Below are 20,777 nucleotides of genomic sequence, written 5' to 3' on the forward strand. Positions count from 1 at the left end.
GTTGTGCTACAGTAGCAACCTGTTTTTCTCTTTAAAATTAGGAATGACAAATGTCTTTTTTCTCTTTTGCTTTTTTAGAAAATGCGATGTCTTTTGAAGGTTATTTTAAATATATCGCCATTTTTGTCTCGTTAGGTGCATTGCTTGTGGTGACAAGCTTATATTTACGTCATCGGTTACAAACCAAATATCGCGATCTCAGTATTATCTTTCTTTTATTAATTATTTTCTTGCTCGGTGTGCAATATAAGCAATATGAGCAAAATGAAGTCTATGCAGCTGATATCTCTAGCGTGGTGACATTTTTAAATTCGGTGAAAGATAGTCAAAATTTACAGAAAGAAGATATTCGTACCAATAGCCGTACATTAATGAACGGCATGATTTTAAATATTCGGGATCAGTATTTCGAAGTCCATTTTAATAATGATTTTTCAGCGTATACCTTATCCCCAATTAACTTAGTAAACCCTAATGTTACTGTGATTGATAAGGAGGATAAATAATGGATGGCTACACATTATTAGGCTTGAAATTGGCCATGGGTATTATTGGACTGGTACTCCAAATTAACTTAATGGGAAAAGGTAACCTTGCACCGACTTCCGCGATGGATCAGGTACAAAACTATGTGCTAGGTGGCATTATTGGTGGTGTGATTTATAGCGATAGTATTGGGGTATTCCAGTTCTCTCTCGTGCTCGTGCTTTGGACATTATTGGTTTTTACCCTCCGTTTTATCAAAAATCATAACAAATTAGTTAAATCTTTGATTGATGGTAAACCTGTTTGGGTGATTTCAAACGGTAAGGTTAAAACCGCTGAATGTATGAAACACAGTATTACTGCTAATGACCTCATGTTTAAGTTACGTGCTGCCGGTATTTATGAAATCAAAACGGTTAAACGTGCGGTATTCGAACAAAATGGGCAACTCTCGATTATTCAATACGGCGATGATAACTTACGTTATCCATTAATTGTTGATGGACAATTAGATGATGATGTTTTAGACATTATTGATCGTGATGAAGAATGGGTTAAAGCTGAGTTAGAAAAACAGAACATGACGATTGAGCAAGTGTATATTGGCGAATACTTGAATGGTCAGTTAGTGGCACATGTATATGAAAACAAATAAAAGAGACCGCACCTTAAAAGTGCGGTCTTTTTTATTAAATATTTAAACCTACAAATTATTATTTTGTGCGATTTAGTAATTAACTTTAATTTTTTTTTAATTGTAGATTTTAATACTTAAAATTATAATAGCTTTGGATTTTTATTATTACTTTTATTTCCTAAGGAACCTATCTTATGAACATTCAAAAAACAATGCTCGCTACAGCGCTATTAGCTTTTTTAACTGGTTGTGGAAGTAGTGGCGGTGGCTCTAGCCAACCGACATCAAATAATGAAGTTAAAAATGATCAAGCAACACAAGCTCAAGTAGAGAAACAGAAAAACGAAGTTCAAGCGTTAAAAACTCAATTAGCCCAAGCACAATCAAATCAAAAGCAAATTGAAGAAAAATTAAAATTAGCGGAACAAAGTCATAAAAAAGATCTGTCTTCTGCAAAAGCTAATCTTGCTTCAGCACAAGATAATCTGAATAAGGCACAAGCAGCCTTAAAACAAGCGGAATTTCAATCAGCGGTAAGCCAAAAAGAAAGAGATTCGCTACAGAAACAATTGCGTCAAGCCGAACAAGATTTATCTAAGGCTCAACAGGAAAAATTATTAGCTGAAAAAGAGCTAAGTAATAAACTTACTGAAGCCAATAAGCTTATGAGCCGTAAAGAGGTGTTAGATTTTGCTTTACATAATGGATTGCATACTCAGGATTCAGAAGAGTTTGCAGATGATTTCCAAAATAAACCAAAATCCTATGTTATCGATCAATTACTTGATGTCCATAAAATCATTGCCATTAAAAATTTAGCAAGAAGATATGGTTTGCCTGAAGCTGATGTGCGTCAATTTGCTAAAGAGAATAAAAATAAAACATTAGAGGAATCAACTAAACTTCTGGATAGTAAAAAAGAAGAAATTGCCCAAAAACGTGAAGCACTTAACAAAGAAGTATTTGAACTAGCTAAAGCAAAAGGTTTAGAGGAGTGGGAAGCTCGTAATTTTGCTTATGGCAGACATCATTCAGATAAAGCGGGAGCGTTAGAGGACTTAAATAAATATCTTACTGAAAAAGCGGAAAGAGAAAATAAAATTAATGAATTAATTAACCTTGCTAAAGAAAAAGGATTGGAGGAGTGGGAAGCTCGTAATTTTGCTTATGACAATCTTAATAATGATCGAGAACAAGTGCAAAAGAATTTGGCTCAAATTGAAAATAGAAAAAGCGTTATTAAGGAATTGACTAAGTTAGCTAAGGAGCATGGTTTAACAGATATTGATGCTAATAGATTTGCTAATGAAAATGTAGATAAGGAAAGTTCAACTATATTAGAACATCTGGAAAAATTTATCATGGATAGTGCAGTTGAACAAGCTAATGAAATTAAGCTTAAAGTTGGAGATAATATACCACAAGGGTTTACACCAAAATATGATGATAAAACTCAATCAATATATAATCAACAGGCAAAAGAAATTGGTAAAGAAAGAACATATAAAGATATTTATAATCAAAGATACTCAATTGTTGCTGCAAAATATGAAAGCTATGATAACTCTCAGAACCCAGAATCATCTGGGGTAGATTATAGTTTAAGTATACAACCTATAAGCGGAAGATTTGGGGGATTTGAAACTAAAATACTACCAACAGAAGGGAGTGCAATATATCAGGGGAAAGCATTTACTATCGAGCGTCAGGGTAACCTAACTTACAATGTTGATTTTGCAAGAAGAGAAGGGGAAGGGAATATTACTGAACTAAAAGATTTAGGAACTTTACATCTTGATAAGGGAAATATTGTTCGTCCATTTAATTATGAGGGCTGGGGATTAGGTATAAATTCTAGTATAACAGCAAAAGAATGGCAGGGACAAAATGTGAAAGGGCAATATCAATTGTTTTTTTATGGTCCAAATGCCGAGGAAATTGCTGGTGTAGCGGGGATAGTTCAAGTCCAATCAGATAGCAATGCTAAAAAACTATCTGATGTGCTTCCTACCTCTGGAGGCTATAGTGGATATTCAGAAAATCTTTTACAAGAACTACCTAATACCTATCGAAATGATCCTAATGGGGGATTCGGAGTTGATATAGGTTTCGGTGGCACTCGCGGCGAAATTCAAAAATAATCTAAATATTTAGTAAAAATGCCGTTTAAATTGGTTTAAACGGCATTTGTTATTAAAAAATTTCAGAATGTATACTTATGCCGATGAGGCTAATAACTTCATTATGATGATTTGATAGATTAACATGAGAAGCCATATAAAAATATGGCAATCATAATAATCTTTAAAGTTTTGGTATTCGCGGTTTTACACCTCTATTTAGAGATCTATCACATGAAAAAAATTATAAATTTCCTTATTTTTCTGCCACTTGTTGGTCAAGCGGAAACCTTTCACGCACCACAACCCGTTTTTTTTGAAAATAACATCTTACCAAAACAGTCCGAGTTGCAAATTAAAACTCAATCTAAAACTGAAAATCTAACAGCACCTTCAATTACACTGTCAGAGCAAGATCACGCAAAGAACAAACTGGAGAAATTGATTAATTATGGCGTTGTAAAACAACAATGGGCTTTGCTAAAACAAGTTTTACCGTTGTATCAACAGCAAGCTAATTATGATGTTACGCTTTATCGCTACGCAAAGGGAGCGATGCTGAGAGCTGAACAGGAGTATGCAGAGGCTATTGCTCTTTATCAACAAATTTTAGTAGATAAACCTGAGTTATCTTATCCTCGCTTTGATTTAGGTGTGATGTTATTTGAGAACAAGCAATATCGACAAGCCGAGATGGAGCTAAAACAAGCGAAACCAATGCTTTTCCCTCAAATGCAACAATTAGCAGATCGTTATTTGCAAGCAATAACAGAACGCCAAAGTTGGCAGCCAGATGTTGAATTGCAATATACGCAAACAGATAATGTGAACAATGCGTCCTCTCAACAAGATATTATTTTAGGTGGTTTACGTTTTAAAAAAGATGAAGAATCCTTACCACAAAAGGCGCATGGTTTTCGTTATGGTTTGGGGCTGAATCGTGAATTGAACCTGGATGGTAATCATTTTATTGCGTTTAATAGCCGTTTCAGTGGAGTACATTATTGGGATAATCAAGATTATAGCGAAAAATCACTTTATGCTTCTCTTGGATATCGACATCGTTCAGCTTTACAAGCTTTTGGATTTATGCCATTTTTTGAACAGAATTGGCTAGGTTCTCCACGTTATAGTAAAAATTATGGGATGGTTGCAGATTTTCGGCGAGAATTAAGCACTTATTGGGCAATTTCAACTTCGATTTCTCATACGCAAAAACGTTATGTTGATCCATCAGTTGCTCGCCGACATAATGGTTACATTAATGGCGTCACACTCTCTTTAAGCTATCAAGTCAAACCGAATTGGCTATTGTTTGGTGGCGTTGAAGGAAGCATTGACCGTAGTAAAGATAAAGCTGAGTCTTCACTTCGCCGTGGCGTAAATATCGGTACAGTATGGGAGCTCAAAGATTTTGTGAATCGTGTGAGTTTACGTTATATAAAACGTGATTTCCGAGCAGAAAACTTTTATTTTCCCGAGAAAAAACGACAAGATAAGGAATATAGTTTGAATGCAACGCTTTGGCATAACAAATTGCAGTGGAATGGTTTTATACCTAAACTGAATTATCGTTATCGTAAAATTGATAGTAATATTCCTGAATTCTATTCACGTAAAAGTAGTGAGTGGTTTGTTTCGGTGGAAAAGCAATTTTAAATTTGATCAAAATAAATAAAAAGTCTTGCTCATTTGCTGTGAGCAAGACTTTTTTATTGAAGTGCGGTCTTTTTTTGTTTCATTTTAACCCACGACAAAAGGTAAGTAACCCGCTCGGATGGCAAAAGGAATCGAAGTAATAATTACCCCAAGCACTAAGACGAGCACTAACAATGCTTTACCGCCCCATACTCGGTATGGCAAGTTTGGATGAATTTTGCGTGCTTTCCAAACTAATGCTACCGGTAAAACTACAGCGTAGAACGCGAACATTTGACCGGCATAACCCAGAGCGAGAATAAAACCTTCCGGATAGAAAAGGGAGAAAAGCACTGGGGGAATAAAGGTCATTAGACCTAATGAAATACGCCCTGCATGAATATCAAAAGATTGTTTGAGTAAGTCTTCAATACATTCTAATAAGCCTAATGCCACACCTAAGAATGAGGTTACTAACGCTAAAGTCGAGAAGATTTTTACTGCATTAGCAATAATTGGGCTTTGGGTGATTTCTAAGGTTGCTTTCACTAAGCCATTTAATGTAGCGTCTTCACGTAAAATTTGTAAAAACTCATTTTGGCTGAGTAAGCCGTGCGTAGAAAGCTGCCATAAAAAGTAAGCAAATAACGTGATGCCAGAACCCACTAAAATCGCAATGCGTAAGGATTTTACATTACCGTCTAAGTATTTATTTAAACTTGGAATGGAACCATGGAAACCAAATGCCGTGAAAAATACAGGGCTTGCAGAAATAATTAAAGCGTTATCAATTGGCATCGCCATTAAGTTATCAAATTTGATGTTCGGTAGCATTAACGCGAGTACTAAGATAAAAGCAGCAATCATCACAAAGAATAACACGCGATTGATTTTATCTACACTGTGTGTGCCGATGACAATAAAACTACCGAAGAAAATGGTGAATACAAGCACCGCGATTTTGTTCATGGTGTCTTTATCGCCCATGGCTGGGAGTAAATCCATTAATAAGGAACCACCACCACTTACGTAAGCAGCAATTAAGGCATATAAGAAGACAATTAAAACCGCGGTGGAAATAATTCGCCCTGCTTTACCAAAATATTGAGCAGCAAGTGTGCCGATCCCCGCATCGCTGTCAGCGGTTTGATACAGTTCCACGAATAAAAGTGCGGTGAAAGTAAGCACTGCCCACAAGCCAATTAATAAGAAAACAGTTGCAGTTAAGCCAATTCCTGCAGAGGTCAGTGGCATTGCCAACATCCCCGCCCCAATCATGGTTCCTGCAACAAGTAAGGTACTTCCCACGGTCTTGTTCATTTTATCTTCCTTAGGTTGTAATAATAAATTTACGTTGATTGTATTTTAATCTTTACAGTGTGTAAAGTAGGGAAAACAAAATTCTTCTACAAAATGTACGGTAGAAATGACCGCACTTTCCCGATAAAATAGCCGGCAAATCAATTAAGACAAGAGACAATAGTAGGAGAGCGCTTATGATTTATAGTATGACAGCCTTTGCACGCCTTGAAATCAAGAAAGATTGGGGCGATGCAGTTTGGGAAATTCGTTCGGTTAACCAACGTTATTTGGAAAACTTTTTCCGCTTGCCAGAGCAATTCCGTGGCTTGGAAAATGCTTTGCGTGAGAAACTTCGTCAAAATCTCACTCGCGGTAAAATTGAATGCTCATTGCGTATTGATAGCAAAAAACAAGCAGCGGCTGAGATCAATTTAAATAAAGAATTAGCGAATCAAGTTATTCAATCTTTACAATGGATTAAGTCGCAAGCTGGCGAGGGCGAAATCAATTTAACGGATGTATTGCGTTATCCTGGCGTGGTGGAAGCGGCTGAGCAAGATTTAGATGCGATCAGTCAAGATTTGTTGACAGCTTTTGATGAGTTGTTGGTGGAATTTATTGCAATGCGTGGACGTGAAGGCGAAAAATTACAAGCTATTATTCAACAACGTTTAGATGGCATTACGGTAGAAGCCGAAAAAGTGCGGTCACAAATGCCGGCGGTTTTACAATGGCAGCGTGAGCGTTTATTGCAACGTTTTGAAGAAGCGAAAATTCAACTTGATCCACAACGTGTCGAACAAGAAATGATTTTATTGGCGCAACGTGTGGATGTGGCGGAAGAATTAGATCGTTTGCAAATGCACGTGAAAGAAACCAATAATATCTTGAAAAAAGGCGGGGCAGTGGGCCGTAAATTGGATTTTATGATGCAAGAGCTGAATCGTGAATCTAACACGTTGGCATCAAAATCCATTAATGCAGAGATCACCGCTTCTGCTGTGGAATTAAAAGTATTAATCGAACAAATGCGTGAGCAAATTCAAAACCTTGAATAGGAAAAATCATGGCAACATTTATTTCATTAAACCACTATGATTTGGTGGAAGTGGCGGGCGTGGATGCAGAGAAATATCTGCAAGGCCAATTAACTTGTGATGTGGTGAATTTAGCAGCTGGCGCTTCAACGCTTACAGCACATTGCGATCCTAAAGGCAAAATGAATTCGTTATTCCGCTTAATTAAGCTTTCAGTAGAGCAGTTTTTGATTTTAATGCCGAAAACTTTATTGGCTCCACTCGATCATTTAAAAAAATACGCGGTGTTTTCAAAAGTCACTTTCCAAGTATTGGATTGGCAAATTGTCGGCTTGATTGGTGAAAAGTGCGGTCGAATTCATGCGCAGATTGAATTAGATATTGATGAAAACCGTGCAATTTTGATCAATCCAACACCGTTAGATGTCACTTTTAATGGCGATGAAAAACAATGGCTTTGTGCGGATATTCAAGCGGGCTTACCAAGCTTGAGCGCGGAAACGCAAAATGAATTTATCCCGCAGGCATTAAATCTACAAGCGATTGAACAAGCGATTTCTTTTACTAAAGGCTGTTATATCGGGCAAGAAACTGTTGCGCGAGCCAAATATCGTGGCGCCAATAAACGTGCGATGTATGTGCTTTCGGGGGAAACCACGGTTACACCGAAAATCGGCAGCGAAATTGAAATGCAGTTAGAAACAGCTTGGCGTAAAACTGGCACTATCGTAAGTGCGGTCAATTTTGACGGCGTTTTATGGTTACAAGTGGTGATGAACAACGATTTAGAAGAAGGGACGCATTTCCGTTTACCTGAAGATGGAACAGTTCTGAAAATTAAATCTCTTCCTTATTCCATAAACAACTAAAGATATTGTCTCTTAATCTATTTTAAACTTAAAAATCCTTGGCGAAGTCAATCTTTGCAAGGATTTTTTTATTATGCCTTTTGTAATGAAAATTTATTTTCTAGCACAATTTCTGTATTTTTGTCAGATTTTTTGAATAGTTAAAAAAATGTTACAAGGATAAAAGGGAAATGTTAAAAAATTATGAGATCTTTGTCACATTTTCAATAAATTTCACTTAATAGGGTATAGGTTTTTTCTTTAAAACCCATAGAATACGCGCAATTTTTAGTTATGTAAGAGGAGTAAGTATGACCCTATCTTTTATTCTTAGTGTTTTTCCGATCATCCTGTTGATCTATTTAATGGTAAAGCGTAATGCATTACCTTCTTATGTTGCATTACCTTGGATTGCAACTCTAGTAATGGGGGTTCATCTTCTTCATTTTAATACCGATATAGTGACAATTAGTGCGAATGTGACTGCAGCAATCGTGGCTGTTCAAACACCAATTACTGTTATTTTTGGTGCAATTCTCTTTAACAAATTTTCAGAAGTATCTGGCGCAACTGATACGATGCGTAAATGGTTAGGCAATATTAATCCAAACCCAGTTGCACAATTAATGATTATCGGTTGGGCATTTGCTTTTATGATTGAGGGGGCAAGCGGCTTTGGTACACCAGCAGCGATTGCAGCTCCAATTTTAATGGGGTTAGGTTTTAATCCATTAAAAGTCGCCATGTTAGCTTTAGTGATGAATTCGGTTCCGGTTTCTTTTGGAGCTGTAGGTACACCAACTTGGTTCGGTTTTGGTCCGTTAAAATTAGATTCAAAATCGATTCTTGAAATTGGTTCGATGACAGCGTTTGTCCACTCCATTGCGGCATTAGTGATTCCATTGATGGCATTACGCATCATGGTGACCTGGAAAGAAATCCGTCAAAATATTGTTTTCATTTATATCAGCGTATTCTCTTGCGTGATTCCTTACTTCTTAATTGCACAATTTAACTATGAGTTCCCATCATTAGTTGGTGGCGCAATTGGTCTCTTTATTTCTGTATTTGTAGCGAATAAAGGTATTGGTTTAGCGAAAGTTGAAAACAAGTTAGATAATAATGCTGTTAGCGCAGGCCAAGTTGCTAAAGCATTACTACCAACCGGTTTATTAATTTTATTCTTAATCGTTACACGTATTCCAGAATTAGGCTTAAAAGGCTTAATGAATAACAAAGATGTGTGGTTCTCCACAGCGTTAGGTTCATTAGGCACATTTGAAGTCAGCAAAGGTTTAATTTTTAGTTTGAAAAATATCTTCGGTTCAGAAGTGAGTGAAAGCTATAAACTTCTTTATGTACCTGCGTTAATTCCATTTGTAATTACCGTATTAATTTCATTACCACTTTTCGGAGTGAACTTCAGCAGAACAAAAGGCATTTTTAGTACAAGCTTAAGCCAAGTAAAAAATCCATTTATTGCCTTAATGGGAGCCTTAGTGATGGTAAACTTGATGTTAGTGGGTGGCGAGCATTCTATGGTAAAAATCATAGGTCGTACCTTTGCAGAAGTTACCGGTAGTGACTGGACAATCTTCTCATCCTTCTTAGGTGCTGTAGGCGCATTTTTCTCAGGTTCAAATACCGTATCTAACTTAACATTCGGTAGCGTACAATTATCGACAGCAGAAACTACAGGTTTATCTGTGACTTTAATTCTGGCGTTACAATCAGTCGGTGGTGCGATGGGTAATATGGTATGTATTAATAATATCGTAGCAGTTTCTTCCGTGTTGAATATTCAAAACAAAGAAGGAACAATCATTAAGACTACGATTGTACCAATGGTCGTTTACGGTATCATTGCAGCCCTTTGCGCAAGTTTCTTAATTCCGCTATTCTATGCGCTCTAAAATAGAGGCAAAAAGCAACCGCACTTTGTGGGCGGTTGCTTAACTTTTATCGAATATTTTACTTTTTATTTTCTATTATTGTTGGAGTAATTATTTATGAACGTAAATTTCTACGTTACTTGTATTGCCGACGTAGTAAAGAGCGGTGTGGCAAAAAACACTGTATTACTACTGGAAAAACTCGGTTGTAATGTTATCTTCCTTGAAAAACAAGGCTGTTGTGGGCAACCAGCATTAAACAGCGGTTACACCAAACAAGCCATCCCTGGCATGAAAAACTTAGTCGAAACCTTTGAAGTGAACGATTATCCCATTGTTGCCCCTGCAGGTTCCTGTGTTTATGCTATCAAAAACTATCCTGACTATTTCACTAAAGCTGGTGAGTTAGGTTGGGCTGAGCGAGCGAAAAAGGTCGTCGCACGTTTCTGTGATTTAACGGATTTCATCGTCAATAAATTAGGTGTAACAGATGTTGGCGCCTATTTGCCTGGTAAAGCGGTTTATCATCCTTCTTGTAGTCTTACTCGTAAATTAGGCATTGTTGATGAACCAATCGCTCTCTTGAAAGGTGTAAAAGGGTTAGATCTTCTTCCTATTCATAATCAACAAACTTGCTGTGGCTTTGGTGGAACTTTCTCTGTGAAAATGGCAGAGATTTCTGGCGAAATGGTGAAAGAAAAAGTTGAGCATATTGAAGAGGTTGAACCGCAATATTTAATCGGTGCAGATGTAAGTTGTTTATTAAATATTGGTGGTCGTTTACAACGCGAAGGCAGCAAGATCAAAGTGATGCACATTGCGGAAGTATTAATGCAAGGGGAGAAATAAGATGTCATTGAAAACCAGTAATCTTCCTTTTAAAGCGCGTGTCGATCATGAAGTGCATAACACCATCATGCGTAAAGCGGTGGTGAAAGCTCAAGAAACTATTGGGGCTAACCGTCAAAAAATGGTGGACGAATTAGGTCATTGGGAAGAATGGCGTGATTTATCTAAACAGATTCGTAACCATGTTTTAGCTAATTTAGATGCTTATTTGTATCAATTAAGCGAAAAAGTGATGGAAAATGGCGGTAAAGTGTATTTTGCTGAAACGGCCGAAGAAGCGAGTGCTTATATTCGCAAAGTAGCATTAGAGAAAAATGCGAAGAAAATCGTAAAATCCAAATCCATGGTGACAGAAGAAATCGGTTTAAACGAAGTGCTTGAAAAAGAGGGCATGCAAGTGATCGAAACCGATTTGGGTGAATATCTATTACAAATTTCAGGTGATAAACCATCCCATATCGTTGTGCCTGCAATTCACAAAGATCGTCACCAAATCCGCAAAGATTTATCTGAAAAACTCGGCTATGAAGGTGAGGAAACGCCTGAAGATATGACGCGTTTCGTACGTGAAAAAATTCGTCAAGATTTTTTAGAGGCTGATATCGGTATCAGTGGTTGTAACTTTGCTGTAGCGGAAACCGGCTCAGTTTGTTTAGTGACAAACGAAGGTAACTTACGTTTAGCGACGACCTTACCAAAAACACATATTGCCGTGATGGGAATGGAGCGTTTAGCGCCAACTTTCCAAGAGGTGGATGTGTTAATTACGATGCTTGCTCGTAGTGCGGTAGGGGCGAAATTAACTGGTTATAACACTTGGTTAACCGGTCCTCGTCTTGCTGGTGAAACCGACGGTCCTGAAGAATTCCATTTGGTTATTGTGGATAATGGCCGTTCAGATATTTTAGCGTCTGAATTCCAAGAAGTTTTACGTTGTATCCGTTGCGGTGCTTGTTTGAATACTTGTCCGGCATATCGTCAAATCGGTGGTCATGGATATGGTTCTATTTACCCGGGGCCAATTGGTGCAGTGATTTCTCCATTATTGGGTGGCTACGATGAGTTTAAAGAATTGCCGTATGCTTGTTCTTTATGTAATGCGTGTAACTCTGTCTGCCCAGTGCGTATTCCATTAGCGCAGTTAATCTTAAAACACCGTGAGAAAATGGTAGAGTTAGGTAAAACTCCCGCGATGGAACGTTTATCTATTTTTGGTTTCACCACAGCCAATGCCAACCCAACACTATGGAAAACAGGTGTGAATATCGGTGCAAAATTAGCGGGTAAGCTGATCAAAAATGGGAAAGCACCAATTACATTTGGTGCATTGGGTGAATGGACAAAAGCACGAGATTTACCACAAGCAGATGGCGAAAGTTTCCGTCAATGGTTTAATAATAGAGAGAGAGGGTAATAAGCATGGATTTACAAAATCGCGAAAATTTTCTTAATAAATTAGCGGCGAAAATGGGTAAAGCCCGTGCTATCATACCTGAACCGATGGATGTACCAGTCAATACATACCCAACTGAGCGTTTAACTCATTTAAGTGCGGTTGATTTAGCGAATGAATTTACCAATTCTGCTAAAACCATGATGGTGGATGTAAATGTGTGTAGAGAGTCTGATGCAGTACAAACCTTACTTGCTCTCTGTGAAAAATATGGCGGCGGTGATGTTGTGCTTAATTCCGATGAAAGATTGACCGCACTTGGTATTCCAGCGGCGCTTGAAGCGAAATATACTTGCCATACATGGTCACCAGAAACGGCACAAGATAATATTAGTTTTTCTGAAAAAGCTAATCTTGGTGTGGTTTATGCAGAATATGGTTTGGCGGAAACTGGCGGAATCGTCTTATTCTCTAGTGCAGATCGTGGACGTTCAGTGAGTTTATTACCTGAAAAATCGATTGTTGTTGTACGTAAAAGCCAAGTACTTCCACGTGTTGCACAAGTGGCGAAAGTATTACACGATAAAGCACAACAAGGCGAGCGTATGCCATCTTGTATCAATATTATCTCAGGTCCAAGTTCAACGGCAGATATTGAATTGATTAAAGTGATTGGCGTACATGGCCCAGTAGCAAAAATCTATTTAGTCATTGACGACTTATAAGAATCATCCATGATGAAAAGAGAGAACTACAATGTTCTCTCTTTTTTTATTTTTTTAAAATCCGCTATAATTCTGAAAAACTCACGAATTGAATATTATGACTTATTATCTTGGCATTATGTCGGGCACCAGTCTTGATGGTGTCGATATTGCTCTTACTGACATCCATTCGAATCAAACCAAATTAATTGCGGCCGATTTCACGCCGATGCCAGCAAATTTACGTGAAAAAGTGACCGCACTTATTCAATCTGGCGAAACCACTTTACAGGCTCTAGGGGAGCTTGATCATCAATTTGGCTTGCTTTATGCCGATTGCGTAAATGCCTTTTTACGTAAACACCAGTTAAAGCCAGAACAGATTGAAGCCATTGGCTGTCATGGACAAACAGTGTGGCATTCCCCAAAAGGTCAATTTCCGTTTACCATGCAAATCGGTGATATGAATTTATTAGCCGCTAAAACAGGCATTACGGTCGTAGGTGATTTGCGCCGTAAAGATATGGCGTTTGGTGGACAAGGTGCGCCTTTGGTACCCGCTTTTCATCAAGCGGTCTTTTTTGATCCTCATTGGGCAACAGTGGTGCTGAATATTGGCGGTATTAGCAATGTATCGTTATTGATACCCGAACAGCCAGTCATTGGCTTTGATACGGGAACGGGTAATACCTTGCTTGACCAATGGATCGAAAAACATCAAGGCAAAGCCTACGACCAAAATGGTGAATGGGCATCTTCAGGTCAAGTGAATTCAACCTTGTTAGAAGCTTTATTAGATGAGGATTTTTTTCAACTCCCTCTACCGAAAAGCACGGGGCGTGAATTATTTAATCTAACTTGGTTAGAGAATAAAATTCAAAAAATAGCAGCCAAAACAACCGCACTTTTACCACAAGATGTGCAAGCCACTTTGGCTGAATTTACCGTGCAAAGTATTGTTTTAGCCCTTAATAATATTCAGACGACATTACCATGTCTATTACTTGTTTGTGGCGGAGGTGCTAAAAATCAGGCGATCATGAATGGCTTAAAACAGGCGTTGCCAACTTGGCGTATTCAACTGACGACTGAATTAGAGCTTGATATCGATTATGTGGAAGCGGCAGCTTTTGCTTGGTTGGCTTATCGTCGTATGCATAATTTGCCGGCTAATTTGCCGAGTGTGACGGGCGCCACAAGTGCGGTCAGTTTAGGGGCGATTTTTCCAAAGGAATAAACCATGGCAGAAAATTTATTACAAACCCTTTCAACTTTAATTACTGAACAACGGAATCCGAATTCCATGCATGTAGATAGCTTGTCTGCATTGGAAATTGTGCAGTTAATGAATGAGGAAGATAAACAAGTGCCTTTAGCAATTGAAAAATGTTTACCTCAAATTGCCCAAGCGGCCGAATGTATCGTAGCTGCATTTCAACAAGGCGGTCGATTAGTCTATATTGGCGCTGGAACCAGTGGTCGATTAGGCGTACTGGATGCCTCTGAATGCCCGCCAACATTTGGCGTGTCACCTGAAATGGTGAAAGGTATTATTGCAGGCGGCGAGCGCGCATTGCGTCATCCAATTGAAGGGGCGGAAGACAGTAAAGCACAAGCTGTGGTTGACTTACAAACAATTCACTTTTCCTCAAAAGATGTGTTGGTGGGTATTGCTGCAAGTGGACGAACACCTTATGTGATCGGTGCATTGGAATATGCGAAAAGTCTAGGTTCAGTAACTGTTTCGATTGCAAGTAATCCGAATTCAGCGATGGCGAATATTGTGGATATTGCCATTGATACAGTAGTAGGGCCTGAAGTGCTGACTGGTTCGAGCCGTTTAAAATCAGGCACAGCACAAAAATTAGTACTGAATATGCTGACTACGGCTTCTATGATCTTAATGGGTAAATGCTATCAAAACTTAATGGTGGATGTTCAGGCAAGTAACGAAAAGCTGAAAGCTCGTGCCATTTGTATCGTCATGCAAGCCACGGATTGTGATAAAGCACTCGCAGAAGAGACATTAAAGCAGGCTGATCAAAATGCGAAATTAGCGATTATGATGATTCTGAGTGGATTAGATCGTGCTCAAGCAGAGGCTTTATTAGAAAAACATCAGGGCAAGTTACAACTTGCATTGAAATAAGCAAAAATAAAACGCTAGGCATCAAACCTAGCGTTTTTTATTATTTAATAGTTTGCTCAATTAGCAATCTTGTTTGCCGTAAGCATCTTGACGCAGAATTTGGCGAACGCCTTCATCAAATTGAGCTAAAACTTGATCCGCGTCTTTTGGATCTTTACCGCGAGCATCAAGATAGAACTTGATTTTTGGCTCAGTACCAGATGGGCGAACGATTAAGCGGCTACCGTTTTCTAGTACGAATACGAGGATGTCGCTTTGGCGATCAGTTTTAGTGTGGTCGATGAATTGTGCCACTTTAACACCACCTACTTCAGCTGGAGGCGTGTTACGAAGTGCAGTCATTAATTTACCAATTTCAGATAAATCGCTTACACGGATAGAAATTTGGCCGCTTACATAAGCACCGAATTCTTGTGTGAAGTCATTGGCATAATCCGCTAAGGTTTTGCCTTGTGCTTTTAAATGACGCACTAAATCTAAGAATACGATCGCCGCTGAAATACCGTCTTTATCGCGTACTTTATCTGGGTCTACTAAGTAACCAAGCGCTTCTTCGAAACCGAATAATAAGCCTTGAACTTTACCGATGTATTTGAAACCGGTTAAGGTTTCTTCTGATTGGAAGCCGTATTTTTTCGCAATTTCAGCAAGTGCAGGAGAAGACACTAAAGAACACGCTAATACGCCTTTCTCACCTTTTGCATGATATTGTTTTGCTAAATACCAACCTAAGAAACAGCCTACTACGTTGCCGTGTAAAGATTTCCAGTTACCTTGTGCATCTGGAACAGCCACCGCTAAACGGTCTGCATCTGGGTCATTAGCAATAATGAATTCTGCATTGTGTTCTTTTGCTACTTTAATGGCTAAATCTAATGCACCTTTTTCTTCCGGGTTAGGGAAGTTTACTGTTGGGAATGTGCCATCTGGCCATACTTGTTCAGCCACAATATGAGGTTGTGGAAGACCTGCTTTGGTTAAGGTTTTGCTTAATACTTCATAGCCTACACCGTGCATCGCGGTATAAACGTAGTTAATGTCTGCTTGAGGTTCTTTAGCAAGAGAAGCGGTTTTTTCAATATAAGCGTTAACCACTTCATCATCTAGCACAACATAATCTTGACTACGTGGTAAATCTTTTACATTGCCTGCTGCTACTTTGTCGATTAATGCCGCGATATCTTTATCTGCAGGAGAAACGATTTGGCCACCGCCGTTCGCTTTACCCAAATAAACTTTATAACCATTATCTTCTGGTGGGTTGTGACTTGCAGTCACCATGACACCTGCGGTGGTATCAAAATATTGGATTGCGTAAGCTAATACTGGCGTTGGTAATTTACGTGGAAGTAAATAAGCTTTCACGCCTGCACCCGCCATGATTTCAGCGGTATCACGTGCGAAAACATCAGAGTTTTTACGACCATCGTAACCAATCACGATGGAAGGTTGTTTGTCGTAATCTTTTAAATAATCTGCTAAACCGCCCGCAGCTTGTGCCACTAAAACACGGTTCATACCCATAGGGCCTGCTTGTAATGGTCCACGAAGCCCCGCAGTACCAAATTGTAAACGGCCACTAAAGCGAGCTTGTAATTCAGATTGTGCTTTTTCATCACCATTTTTCGCCGCCGTTAAAAGTGCGGTTAATTCTGCGTGAGTTTCTGCATCAGGATCTTGATTTAACCAGTTTTGTGCAATATCAAAAAGCGTTGTCATGATGTTTTCTCCTTGTAAAAACTAATTCTTGTTAGACTAGCTGAAAATGACTTTAATTTAAATGACTATTTTGCTTTTTTACTGAAAATTTAAGCTTTTTTTGATCGCAACCGTTTTCTCTTGATATAAAAACGGCGTAAAAATATTTACGCCGTGAGAGTGATATAAATTTATATAAAATAATAAAAATTAGAGAAGAAGGGCAGAACCCCATTTAATAATATCAAAGAAGAATTTGTTTTGATTGGTTGCAATACCATCACCCGTTTTCTTCAATGTGCCGTCATCATTTTTCGTTTCATCTACCATGCCATTTACATACTGGCCTTTCACCACATCTAAGTCTTCTTTTGCCTGAGTACGTAAGATTTGGCAAGCTTTTGGTTCTAATGCATCGACATCACCAATTTCTGCGCGGAATTTCTTAAATTGATAGGTTGCATAATTCATCGATTTTTCATCTTTTTGAATCATTTTTACATAATCTTCACCGATGATTTTTTCTAACGGATAGAAAAAGACATATTGGGAATGAATATAGCTATCTTCTTTGGCAAAATGTTGTTGCTGAATACGAGTTAAATTTGGATAGATACATTGCTCAGCTTGTTTACTTGCTGTAGCCCATGCTTTCGCATTCTCATCTGAAAGGAGATAATCAGCTTGTGCGAATTCAGCAGGAATAGTTGATTGTGATGAACCAAATAAACTACAAGCATTCAATAACATGATGCTGCTTAAAAAAATAATTTTTTTCACTTAAATTTCCTTATAACATCTAGAATGGCAAAATTTTAACAACAACAATCTGATTGTAAAGTGATTCTCTAATTGAGAAGTGATTTTCTTTCCCGAACTAAAAAACTTCCGCTATAATGACCGCACTTTTTACACTTATAAAGGAAAGAACAATGCAAAATCCAAAAGATGATGTTTTATATGCACCAGTTGAGTGGGTTGATCATAGCGAAGGTTATACTGATATCCGTTTCCACAAATCGACTGATGGTATTGCAAAAATCACGATTAACCGTCCGGAAGTGCGTAATGCATTTCGTCCGCAAACAGTCAAAGAAATGATCCATGCTTTTTCTAACGCGCGTTTCGATGAAAAAATTGGCGTGATTGTGTTAACCGGTGAAGGCGAAAAAGCATTCTGTTCTGGTGGTGACCAAAAAATTCGTGGTGACTACGGCGGTTACAAAGATGAAAGCGGTGTGCATCACTTAAATGTATTGGATTTCCAACGTGATATTCGTACTTGTCCAAAACCAGTGGTGGCAATGGTCGCAGGTTATGCGATTGGTGGTGGTCACGTACTTCATATGTTATGTGATTTAACTATTGCGGCAGACAATGCGATTTTCGGTCAAACTGGTCCTAAAGTCGGTTCATTTGATGGTGGCTGGGGCGCAAGCTATATGGCACGTTTAGTGGGGCAGAAAAAAGCCCGCGAAATTTGGTTCTTATGCCGTCAATATAATGCACAAGAAGCATTAGATATGGGCTTAGTGAATACTGTTGTACCTTATGCAGATTTAGAAAAAGAAACTGTGCGTTGGTGCCGTGAAATGTTACGTAACAGCCCAATTGCATTACGTTGCTTAAAAGCCGCATTAAATGCAGACTGTGATGGTCAATCAGGTTTACAAGAGCTCGCAGGTAATGCAACCATGTTGTTCTATATGACTGAAGAAGGTCAAGAAGGTCGTAACGCGTTTAACGAAAAACGCGCACCAGACTTCAGCAAATTCAGACGTAATCCTTAATTTGAACATGAAAGTGCGGTTAGAAATCTGTGTGTTTTTAACCGCACTTTTGTCATCAAGGAGAATAAGATGGAAACCAAATCATTTAATCTTTATCGTTATTCTATTCCCGTCGATAGTCAGTTGATTTTACGTGGACGTTTTTTAAAACGCCGTGAAGGCTTGATTGTGCGTGTTGCTTGCAGTCGTGATGGATGGGGAGAAATTGCACCTTTACCTGGTTTTAGCGAGGAAACCATCGAGCAAGCGCAAGAGCAAGCTATTGAATGGCTGACGAATTGGTGTCATGCAAGTTGTGAAGCACCAAGAGTCCCCCTTGATGGTTGTTATCCTTCTGTTGCTTTCGGTATTAGCACAGCGATGGATGAGATGAAACGTTATTTAAATGAGGAAGGTAACTATCATACGGCACCGTTGTGCTATGGCGATCCTGATGAGTTATATGCAGAACTGAATCAAATGCCAGGTGATAAAGTCGCTAAAATTAAAGTCGGCATGTATGAAGCTAATCGTGATGGCTTGATTACGGATATGTTTCTTGAAGCCATTCCTGATTTGCAATTACGTCTAGATGCGAATCGTCAATGGACCTTGGAAAAGGCGTTAAAATTTGCGGAGAAAGTAAAACTACAACATCGTTCTCGCATTCAATTTTTGGAAGAACCTTGTAAAACCCGTGAAGAAAGCCGCCAGTTTGCTGCTCAAACAGGTATTAATATTGCTTGGGATGAAAGTGTGCGAGAGCCAGATTTTCTTTTAGAAAAAGAACCTCACTTAAGCGCCATTGTGATTAAACCAACATTGATTGGCTCGCTGCAAGATTGTCAAAAGCTGATTGCACAAGCGCATAGCTTAGGCATAAAAGCGGTGATCAGCTCGAGTATTGAAAGTAGCCTTGGATTGACGCAACTCGCTCGTATCGCTGCGCAATATACGCCTAACGTGATGCCTGGATTAGATACATTGAATTTGATGCAACATCAGGTATTACGAGCATGGCCGGGCTCAGATTTACCGTTAATTGATCTAAATTCAGAATTTATTACCAAAATTATCTAGAGATACGACCACCATTACACAAAAAATCGCTATAATTCGCACAAGTTAAAGGATGTGAAAATGTCAAAAAAATTCAATATTTTGCTGTTAAATGGCCCGAACTTGAATATGTTGGGCGCAAGGGAACCAAAACATTATGGTTCACTTTCATTATCTGCCATTGAAGAAAATGTGGGTAAACTTGCTGAGCAGCATGGTGTGAATTTGGAGTGTTTCCAAGCAAATAGCGAAGAAAAGTTAATTAATAAGATTCATCAAAGTTTTCAGAAAGTGGATTTTATTTTAATTAACCCGGCAGCTTATACGCATACCAGTGTTGCATTGCGCGATGCGTTGCTTGCGGTGTCAATTCCTTTTGTCGAAATTCATTTGTCTAATGTACATAAACGCGAGCCATTCCGTCATCATTCTTACTTTAGTGATGTGGCTGAAGGTGTGATTTGTGGCTTAGGTGTAAAAGGCTATGAGTTTGCTCTCCAATTTGCGTTAGATTTTTTAAATAAAAAAGCATAAAATTTCACAAAATTTACAGATTTTCGCAGAAATTTATCGCAAAGTTCATGATTTTGCGGTAATCTTGCCGACACAAAAAAACAGGTTTCAAAATGACCGCACTTTGGAAATCAATTCTGAAAGTGCGGTTAACAATTCATTATTATTTTTAGGAAGAACGTATGGACATTCGTAAAATCAAAAAACTGATTGAATTAGTAGAAGAATCGGGTATCACTGAATTAGAAGTGCAAGAAGAAGAAGGTACAGTACGTATTAGTCGTGCGGCACCAGCTGTTGCACCTGCTGCAATTCAATATGCAGCGGCGCCAGTCGCACCGGTTGCGGCTCCGGCAGCAGCCTCAGCACCTGCAGCGGCTGCACCTGCGGAAGCGCCTGCAGCTGAAGTGTCTGGTCACCAAGTACGTTCACCAATGGTGGGTACATTCTATCGCAGCCCAAGCCCAGAAGCGAAAGCTTTCGTAGAAGTGGGACAAACAGTCAAAGTAGGCGATGCACTTTGTATCGTTGAAGCAATGAAAATGATGAACCGTATCGAAGCAGATAAAGCTGGTGTGGTAAAAGCAATCTTAGTAAATGATGGCGAAGCGGTTGAATTTGATCAACCATTGATCGTTATCGAATAATCCCTATCAATCTGAAATGGCGAGCTTTCTCGCCAT

The 20,777-nt window shown here is 38.7% G+C and carries 19 protein-coding genes; 16 read left to right on the plus strand and 3 right to left on the minus strand.

What is annotated here, in order from left to right:
• The first annotated feature begins 50 nt into the window (after window positions 1-50).
• The 4 genes from INP95_RS03885 (at window position 51) to INP95_RS03900 (ending at window position 4,902) form a co-directional block, all read left to right on the plus strand.
• A complete protein-coding gene (locus INP95_RS03885; RefSeq protein ID WP_049365274.1) occupies window positions 51-506 on the plus strand; it encodes a DUF3290 family protein in 456 nt (151 codons plus the stop codon).
• The gene (locus tag INP95_RS03890) at window positions 506-1,141 is read left to right on the plus strand and encodes a DUF421 domain-containing protein (protein WP_197560932.1); all 636 of its coding nucleotides are present in this window, start codon (window positions 506-508) and stop codon (window positions 1,139-1,141) included. Before INP95_RS03885 ends, INP95_RS03890 begins: the two co-directional genes overlap by 1 nt.
• A gap of 176 nt (window positions 1,142-1,317) precedes the next feature.
• A complete protein-coding gene (locus tag INP95_RS03895; protein WP_197560933.1) occupies window positions 1,318-3,264 on the plus strand; it encodes a factor H binding protein domain-containing protein in 1,947 nt (648 codons plus the stop codon).
• A 213-nt stretch (window positions 3,265-3,477) separates the two neighbouring features.
• Entirely contained in the window at window positions 3,478-4,902 is a 1,425-nt protein-coding gene (locus INP95_RS03900) for a surface lipoprotein assembly modifier (RefSeq protein ID WP_197560934.1), read from the plus strand.
• Window positions 4,903-4,986: 84 nt separating this feature from the next.
• On the opposite strand, the gene INP95_RS03905 is transcribed toward INP95_RS03900, so the two are convergent.
• Window positions 4,987-6,201: an aromatic amino acid transporter gene (locus INP95_RS03905; RefSeq protein WP_197560935.1), complete on the minus strand. Its 1,215-nt coding sequence runs from the start codon at window positions 6,199-6,201 to the stop codon at window positions 4,987-4,989.
• Window positions 6,202-6,377: 176 nt separating this feature from the next.
• Between INP95_RS03905 and INP95_RS03910 the strand changes: the two genes are divergently transcribed.
• The 8 genes from INP95_RS03910 (at window position 6,378) to murQ (ending at window position 15,055) form a co-directional block, all read left to right on the plus strand.
• Window positions 6,378-7,241, plus strand: a complete 864-nt coding sequence (locus INP95_RS03910; RefSeq protein WP_197560936.1) for a YicC/YloC family endoribonuclease — start codon at window positions 6,378-6,380, stop codon at window positions 7,239-7,241.
• Between the two features lie 8 nt (window positions 7,242-7,249).
• Window positions 7,250-8,089 carry a CAF17-like 4Fe-4S cluster assembly/insertion protein YgfZ gene (gene ygfZ, locus INP95_RS03915; protein ID WP_197560937.1) on the plus strand — a complete coding sequence of 280 codons (840 nt, stop codon included), beginning with the start codon at window positions 7,250-7,252 and terminating at the stop codon, window positions 8,087-8,089.
• Window positions 8,090-8,379: 290 nt separating this feature from the next.
• On the plus strand, window positions 8,380-9,981 hold the full coding sequence (locus INP95_RS03920; RefSeq protein WP_049380159.1) for a lactate permease LctP family transporter: 1,602 nt from the start codon (window positions 8,380-8,382) through the stop codon (window positions 9,979-9,981).
• A gap of 96 nt (window positions 9,982-10,077) precedes the next feature.
• Window positions 10,078-10,809, plus strand: a complete 732-nt coding sequence (locus tag INP95_RS03925) for a (Fe-S)-binding protein (protein ID WP_005696932.1) — start codon at window positions 10,078-10,080, stop codon at window positions 10,807-10,809.
• Window position 10,810: 1 nt separating this feature from the next.
• Window positions 10,811-12,223 carry a LutB/LldF family L-lactate oxidation iron-sulfur protein gene (locus INP95_RS03930; RefSeq protein WP_005634829.1) on the plus strand — a complete coding sequence of 471 codons (1,413 nt, stop codon included), beginning with the start codon at window positions 10,811-10,813 and terminating at the stop codon, window positions 12,221-12,223.
• A 5-nt stretch (window positions 12,224-12,228) separates the two neighbouring features.
• On the plus strand, window positions 12,229-12,927 hold the full coding sequence (locus tag INP95_RS03935) for a LutC/YkgG family protein (protein WP_049368675.1): 699 nt from the start codon (window positions 12,229-12,231) through the stop codon (window positions 12,925-12,927).
• A 97-nt stretch (window positions 12,928-13,024) separates the two neighbouring features.
• Window positions 13,025-14,143: an anhydro-N-acetylmuramic acid kinase gene (locus tag INP95_RS03940; RefSeq protein WP_197560938.1), complete on the plus strand. Its 1,119-nt coding sequence runs from the start codon at window positions 13,025-13,027 to the stop codon at window positions 14,141-14,143.
• Window positions 14,144-14,146: 3 nt separating this feature from the next.
• Window positions 14,147-15,055, plus strand: coding sequence for an N-acetylmuramic acid 6-phosphate etherase (murQ, locus tag INP95_RS03945; RefSeq protein ID WP_197560939.1), 909 nt, complete (start codon window positions 14,147-14,149; stop codon window positions 15,053-15,055).
• 60 nt (window positions 15,056-15,115) lie between these two features.
• Here murQ and INP95_RS03950 read toward each other — a convergent pair whose 3' ends face one another.
• Complete coding sequence (locus INP95_RS03950; protein ID WP_197560940.1) at window positions 15,116-16,774, minus strand: phosphoglucomutase; 1,659 nt, start codon at window positions 16,772-16,774, stop codon at window positions 15,116-15,118.
• A 189-nt stretch (window positions 16,775-16,963) separates the two neighbouring features.
• Complete coding sequence (locus tag INP95_RS03955) at window positions 16,964-17,533, minus strand: DUF5358 domain-containing protein (RefSeq protein WP_080972310.1); 570 nt, start codon at window positions 17,531-17,533, stop codon at window positions 16,964-16,966.
• A gap of 152 nt (window positions 17,534-17,685) precedes the next feature.
• On the opposite strand from INP95_RS03955, the gene menB reads away from it, so the two are divergent.
• The 4 genes from menB (at window position 17,686) to accB (ending at window position 20,741) form a co-directional block, all read left to right on the plus strand.
• Window positions 17,686-18,543, plus strand: coding sequence for a 1,4-dihydroxy-2-naphthoyl-CoA synthase (gene menB / locus INP95_RS03960; RefSeq protein WP_005698319.1), 858 nt, complete (start codon window positions 17,686-17,688; stop codon window positions 18,541-18,543).
• A gap of 69 nt (window positions 18,544-18,612) precedes the next feature.
• Window positions 18,613-19,602 (plus strand): o-succinylbenzoate synthase, encoded by a 990-nt coding sequence (gene menC, locus INP95_RS03965; RefSeq protein WP_197560941.1) that lies wholly within the window; start codon window positions 18,613-18,615, stop codon window positions 19,600-19,602.
• Window positions 19,603-19,662: 60 nt separating this feature from the next.
• A complete protein-coding gene (gene aroQ / locus INP95_RS03970; RefSeq protein WP_049368670.1) occupies window positions 19,663-20,115 on the plus strand; it encodes a type II 3-dehydroquinate dehydratase in 453 nt (150 codons plus the stop codon).
• A 161-nt stretch (window positions 20,116-20,276) separates the two neighbouring features.
• Window positions 20,277-20,741, plus strand: a complete 465-nt coding sequence (accB, locus tag INP95_RS03975; protein ID WP_049368669.1) for an acetyl-CoA carboxylase biotin carboxyl carrier protein — start codon at window positions 20,277-20,279, stop codon at window positions 20,739-20,741.
• Window positions 20,742-20,777: the final 36 nt, after the last annotated feature.

It is taken from the genome of Haemophilus parainfluenzae (assembly GCF_014931375.1).
Taxonomy (GTDB): Bacteria; Pseudomonadota; Gammaproteobacteria; order Enterobacterales; family Pasteurellaceae; genus Haemophilus_D.

What these genes read in the sequence shown, in the direction of transcription:
- INP95_RS03885 (WP_049365274.1), top strand. Translation starts at nt 51, where the DNA reads ATGTCTTTTTTCTCTTTTGCTTTTTTAGAAAATGCGATGTCTTTTGAA.
- INP95_RS03890 (WP_197560932.1), top strand. Translation starts at nt 506, where the DNA reads ATGGATGGCTACACATTATTAGGCTTGAAATTGGCCATGGGTATTATT.
- INP95_RS03895 (WP_197560933.1), top strand. Translation starts at nt 1,318, where the DNA reads ATGAACATTCAAAAAACAATGCTCGCTACAGCGCTATTAGCTTTTTTA.
- INP95_RS03900 (WP_197560934.1), top strand. Translation starts at nt 3,478, where the DNA reads ATGAAAAAAATTATAAATTTCCTTATTTTTCTGCCACTTGTTGGTCAA.
- INP95_RS03905 (WP_197560935.1), bottom strand. Translation starts at nt 6,201, where the DNA reads ATGAACAAGACCGTGGGAAGTACCTTACTTGTTGCAGGAACCATGATT.
- INP95_RS03910 (WP_197560936.1), top strand. Translation starts at nt 6,378, where the DNA reads ATGATTTATAGTATGACAGCCTTTGCACGCCTTGAAATCAAGAAAGAT.
- ygfZ (WP_197560937.1), top strand. Translation starts at nt 7,250, where the DNA reads ATGGCAACATTTATTTCATTAAACCACTATGATTTGGTGGAAGTGGCG.
- INP95_RS03920 (WP_049380159.1), top strand. Translation starts at nt 8,380, where the DNA reads ATGACCCTATCTTTTATTCTTAGTGTTTTTCCGATCATCCTGTTGATC.
- INP95_RS03925 (WP_005696932.1), top strand. Translation starts at nt 10,078, where the DNA reads ATGAACGTAAATTTCTACGTTACTTGTATTGCCGACGTAGTAAAGAGC.
- INP95_RS03930 (WP_005634829.1), top strand. Translation starts at nt 10,811, where the DNA reads ATGTCATTGAAAACCAGTAATCTTCCTTTTAAAGCGCGTGTCGATCAT.
- INP95_RS03935 (WP_049368675.1), top strand. Translation starts at nt 12,229, where the DNA reads ATGGATTTACAAAATCGCGAAAATTTTCTTAATAAATTAGCGGCGAAA.
- INP95_RS03940 (WP_197560938.1), top strand. Translation starts at nt 13,025, where the DNA reads ATGACTTATTATCTTGGCATTATGTCGGGCACCAGTCTTGATGGTGTC.
- murQ (WP_197560939.1), top strand. Translation starts at nt 14,147, where the DNA reads ATGGCAGAAAATTTATTACAAACCCTTTCAACTTTAATTACTGAACAA.
- INP95_RS03950 (WP_197560940.1), bottom strand. Translation starts at nt 16,774, where the DNA reads ATGACAACGCTTTTTGATATTGCACAAAACTGGTTAAATCAAGATCCT.
- menB (WP_005698319.1), top strand. Translation starts at nt 17,686, where the DNA reads ATGCAAAATCCAAAAGATGATGTTTTATATGCACCAGTTGAGTGGGTT.
- menC (WP_197560941.1), top strand. Translation starts at nt 18,613, where the DNA reads ATGGAAACCAAATCATTTAATCTTTATCGTTATTCTATTCCCGTCGAT.
- aroQ (WP_049368670.1), top strand. Translation starts at nt 19,663, where the DNA reads ATGTCAAAAAAATTCAATATTTTGCTGTTAAATGGCCCGAACTTGAAT.
- accB (WP_049368669.1), top strand. Translation starts at nt 20,277, where the DNA reads ATGGACATTCGTAAAATCAAAAAACTGATTGAATTAGTAGAAGAATCG.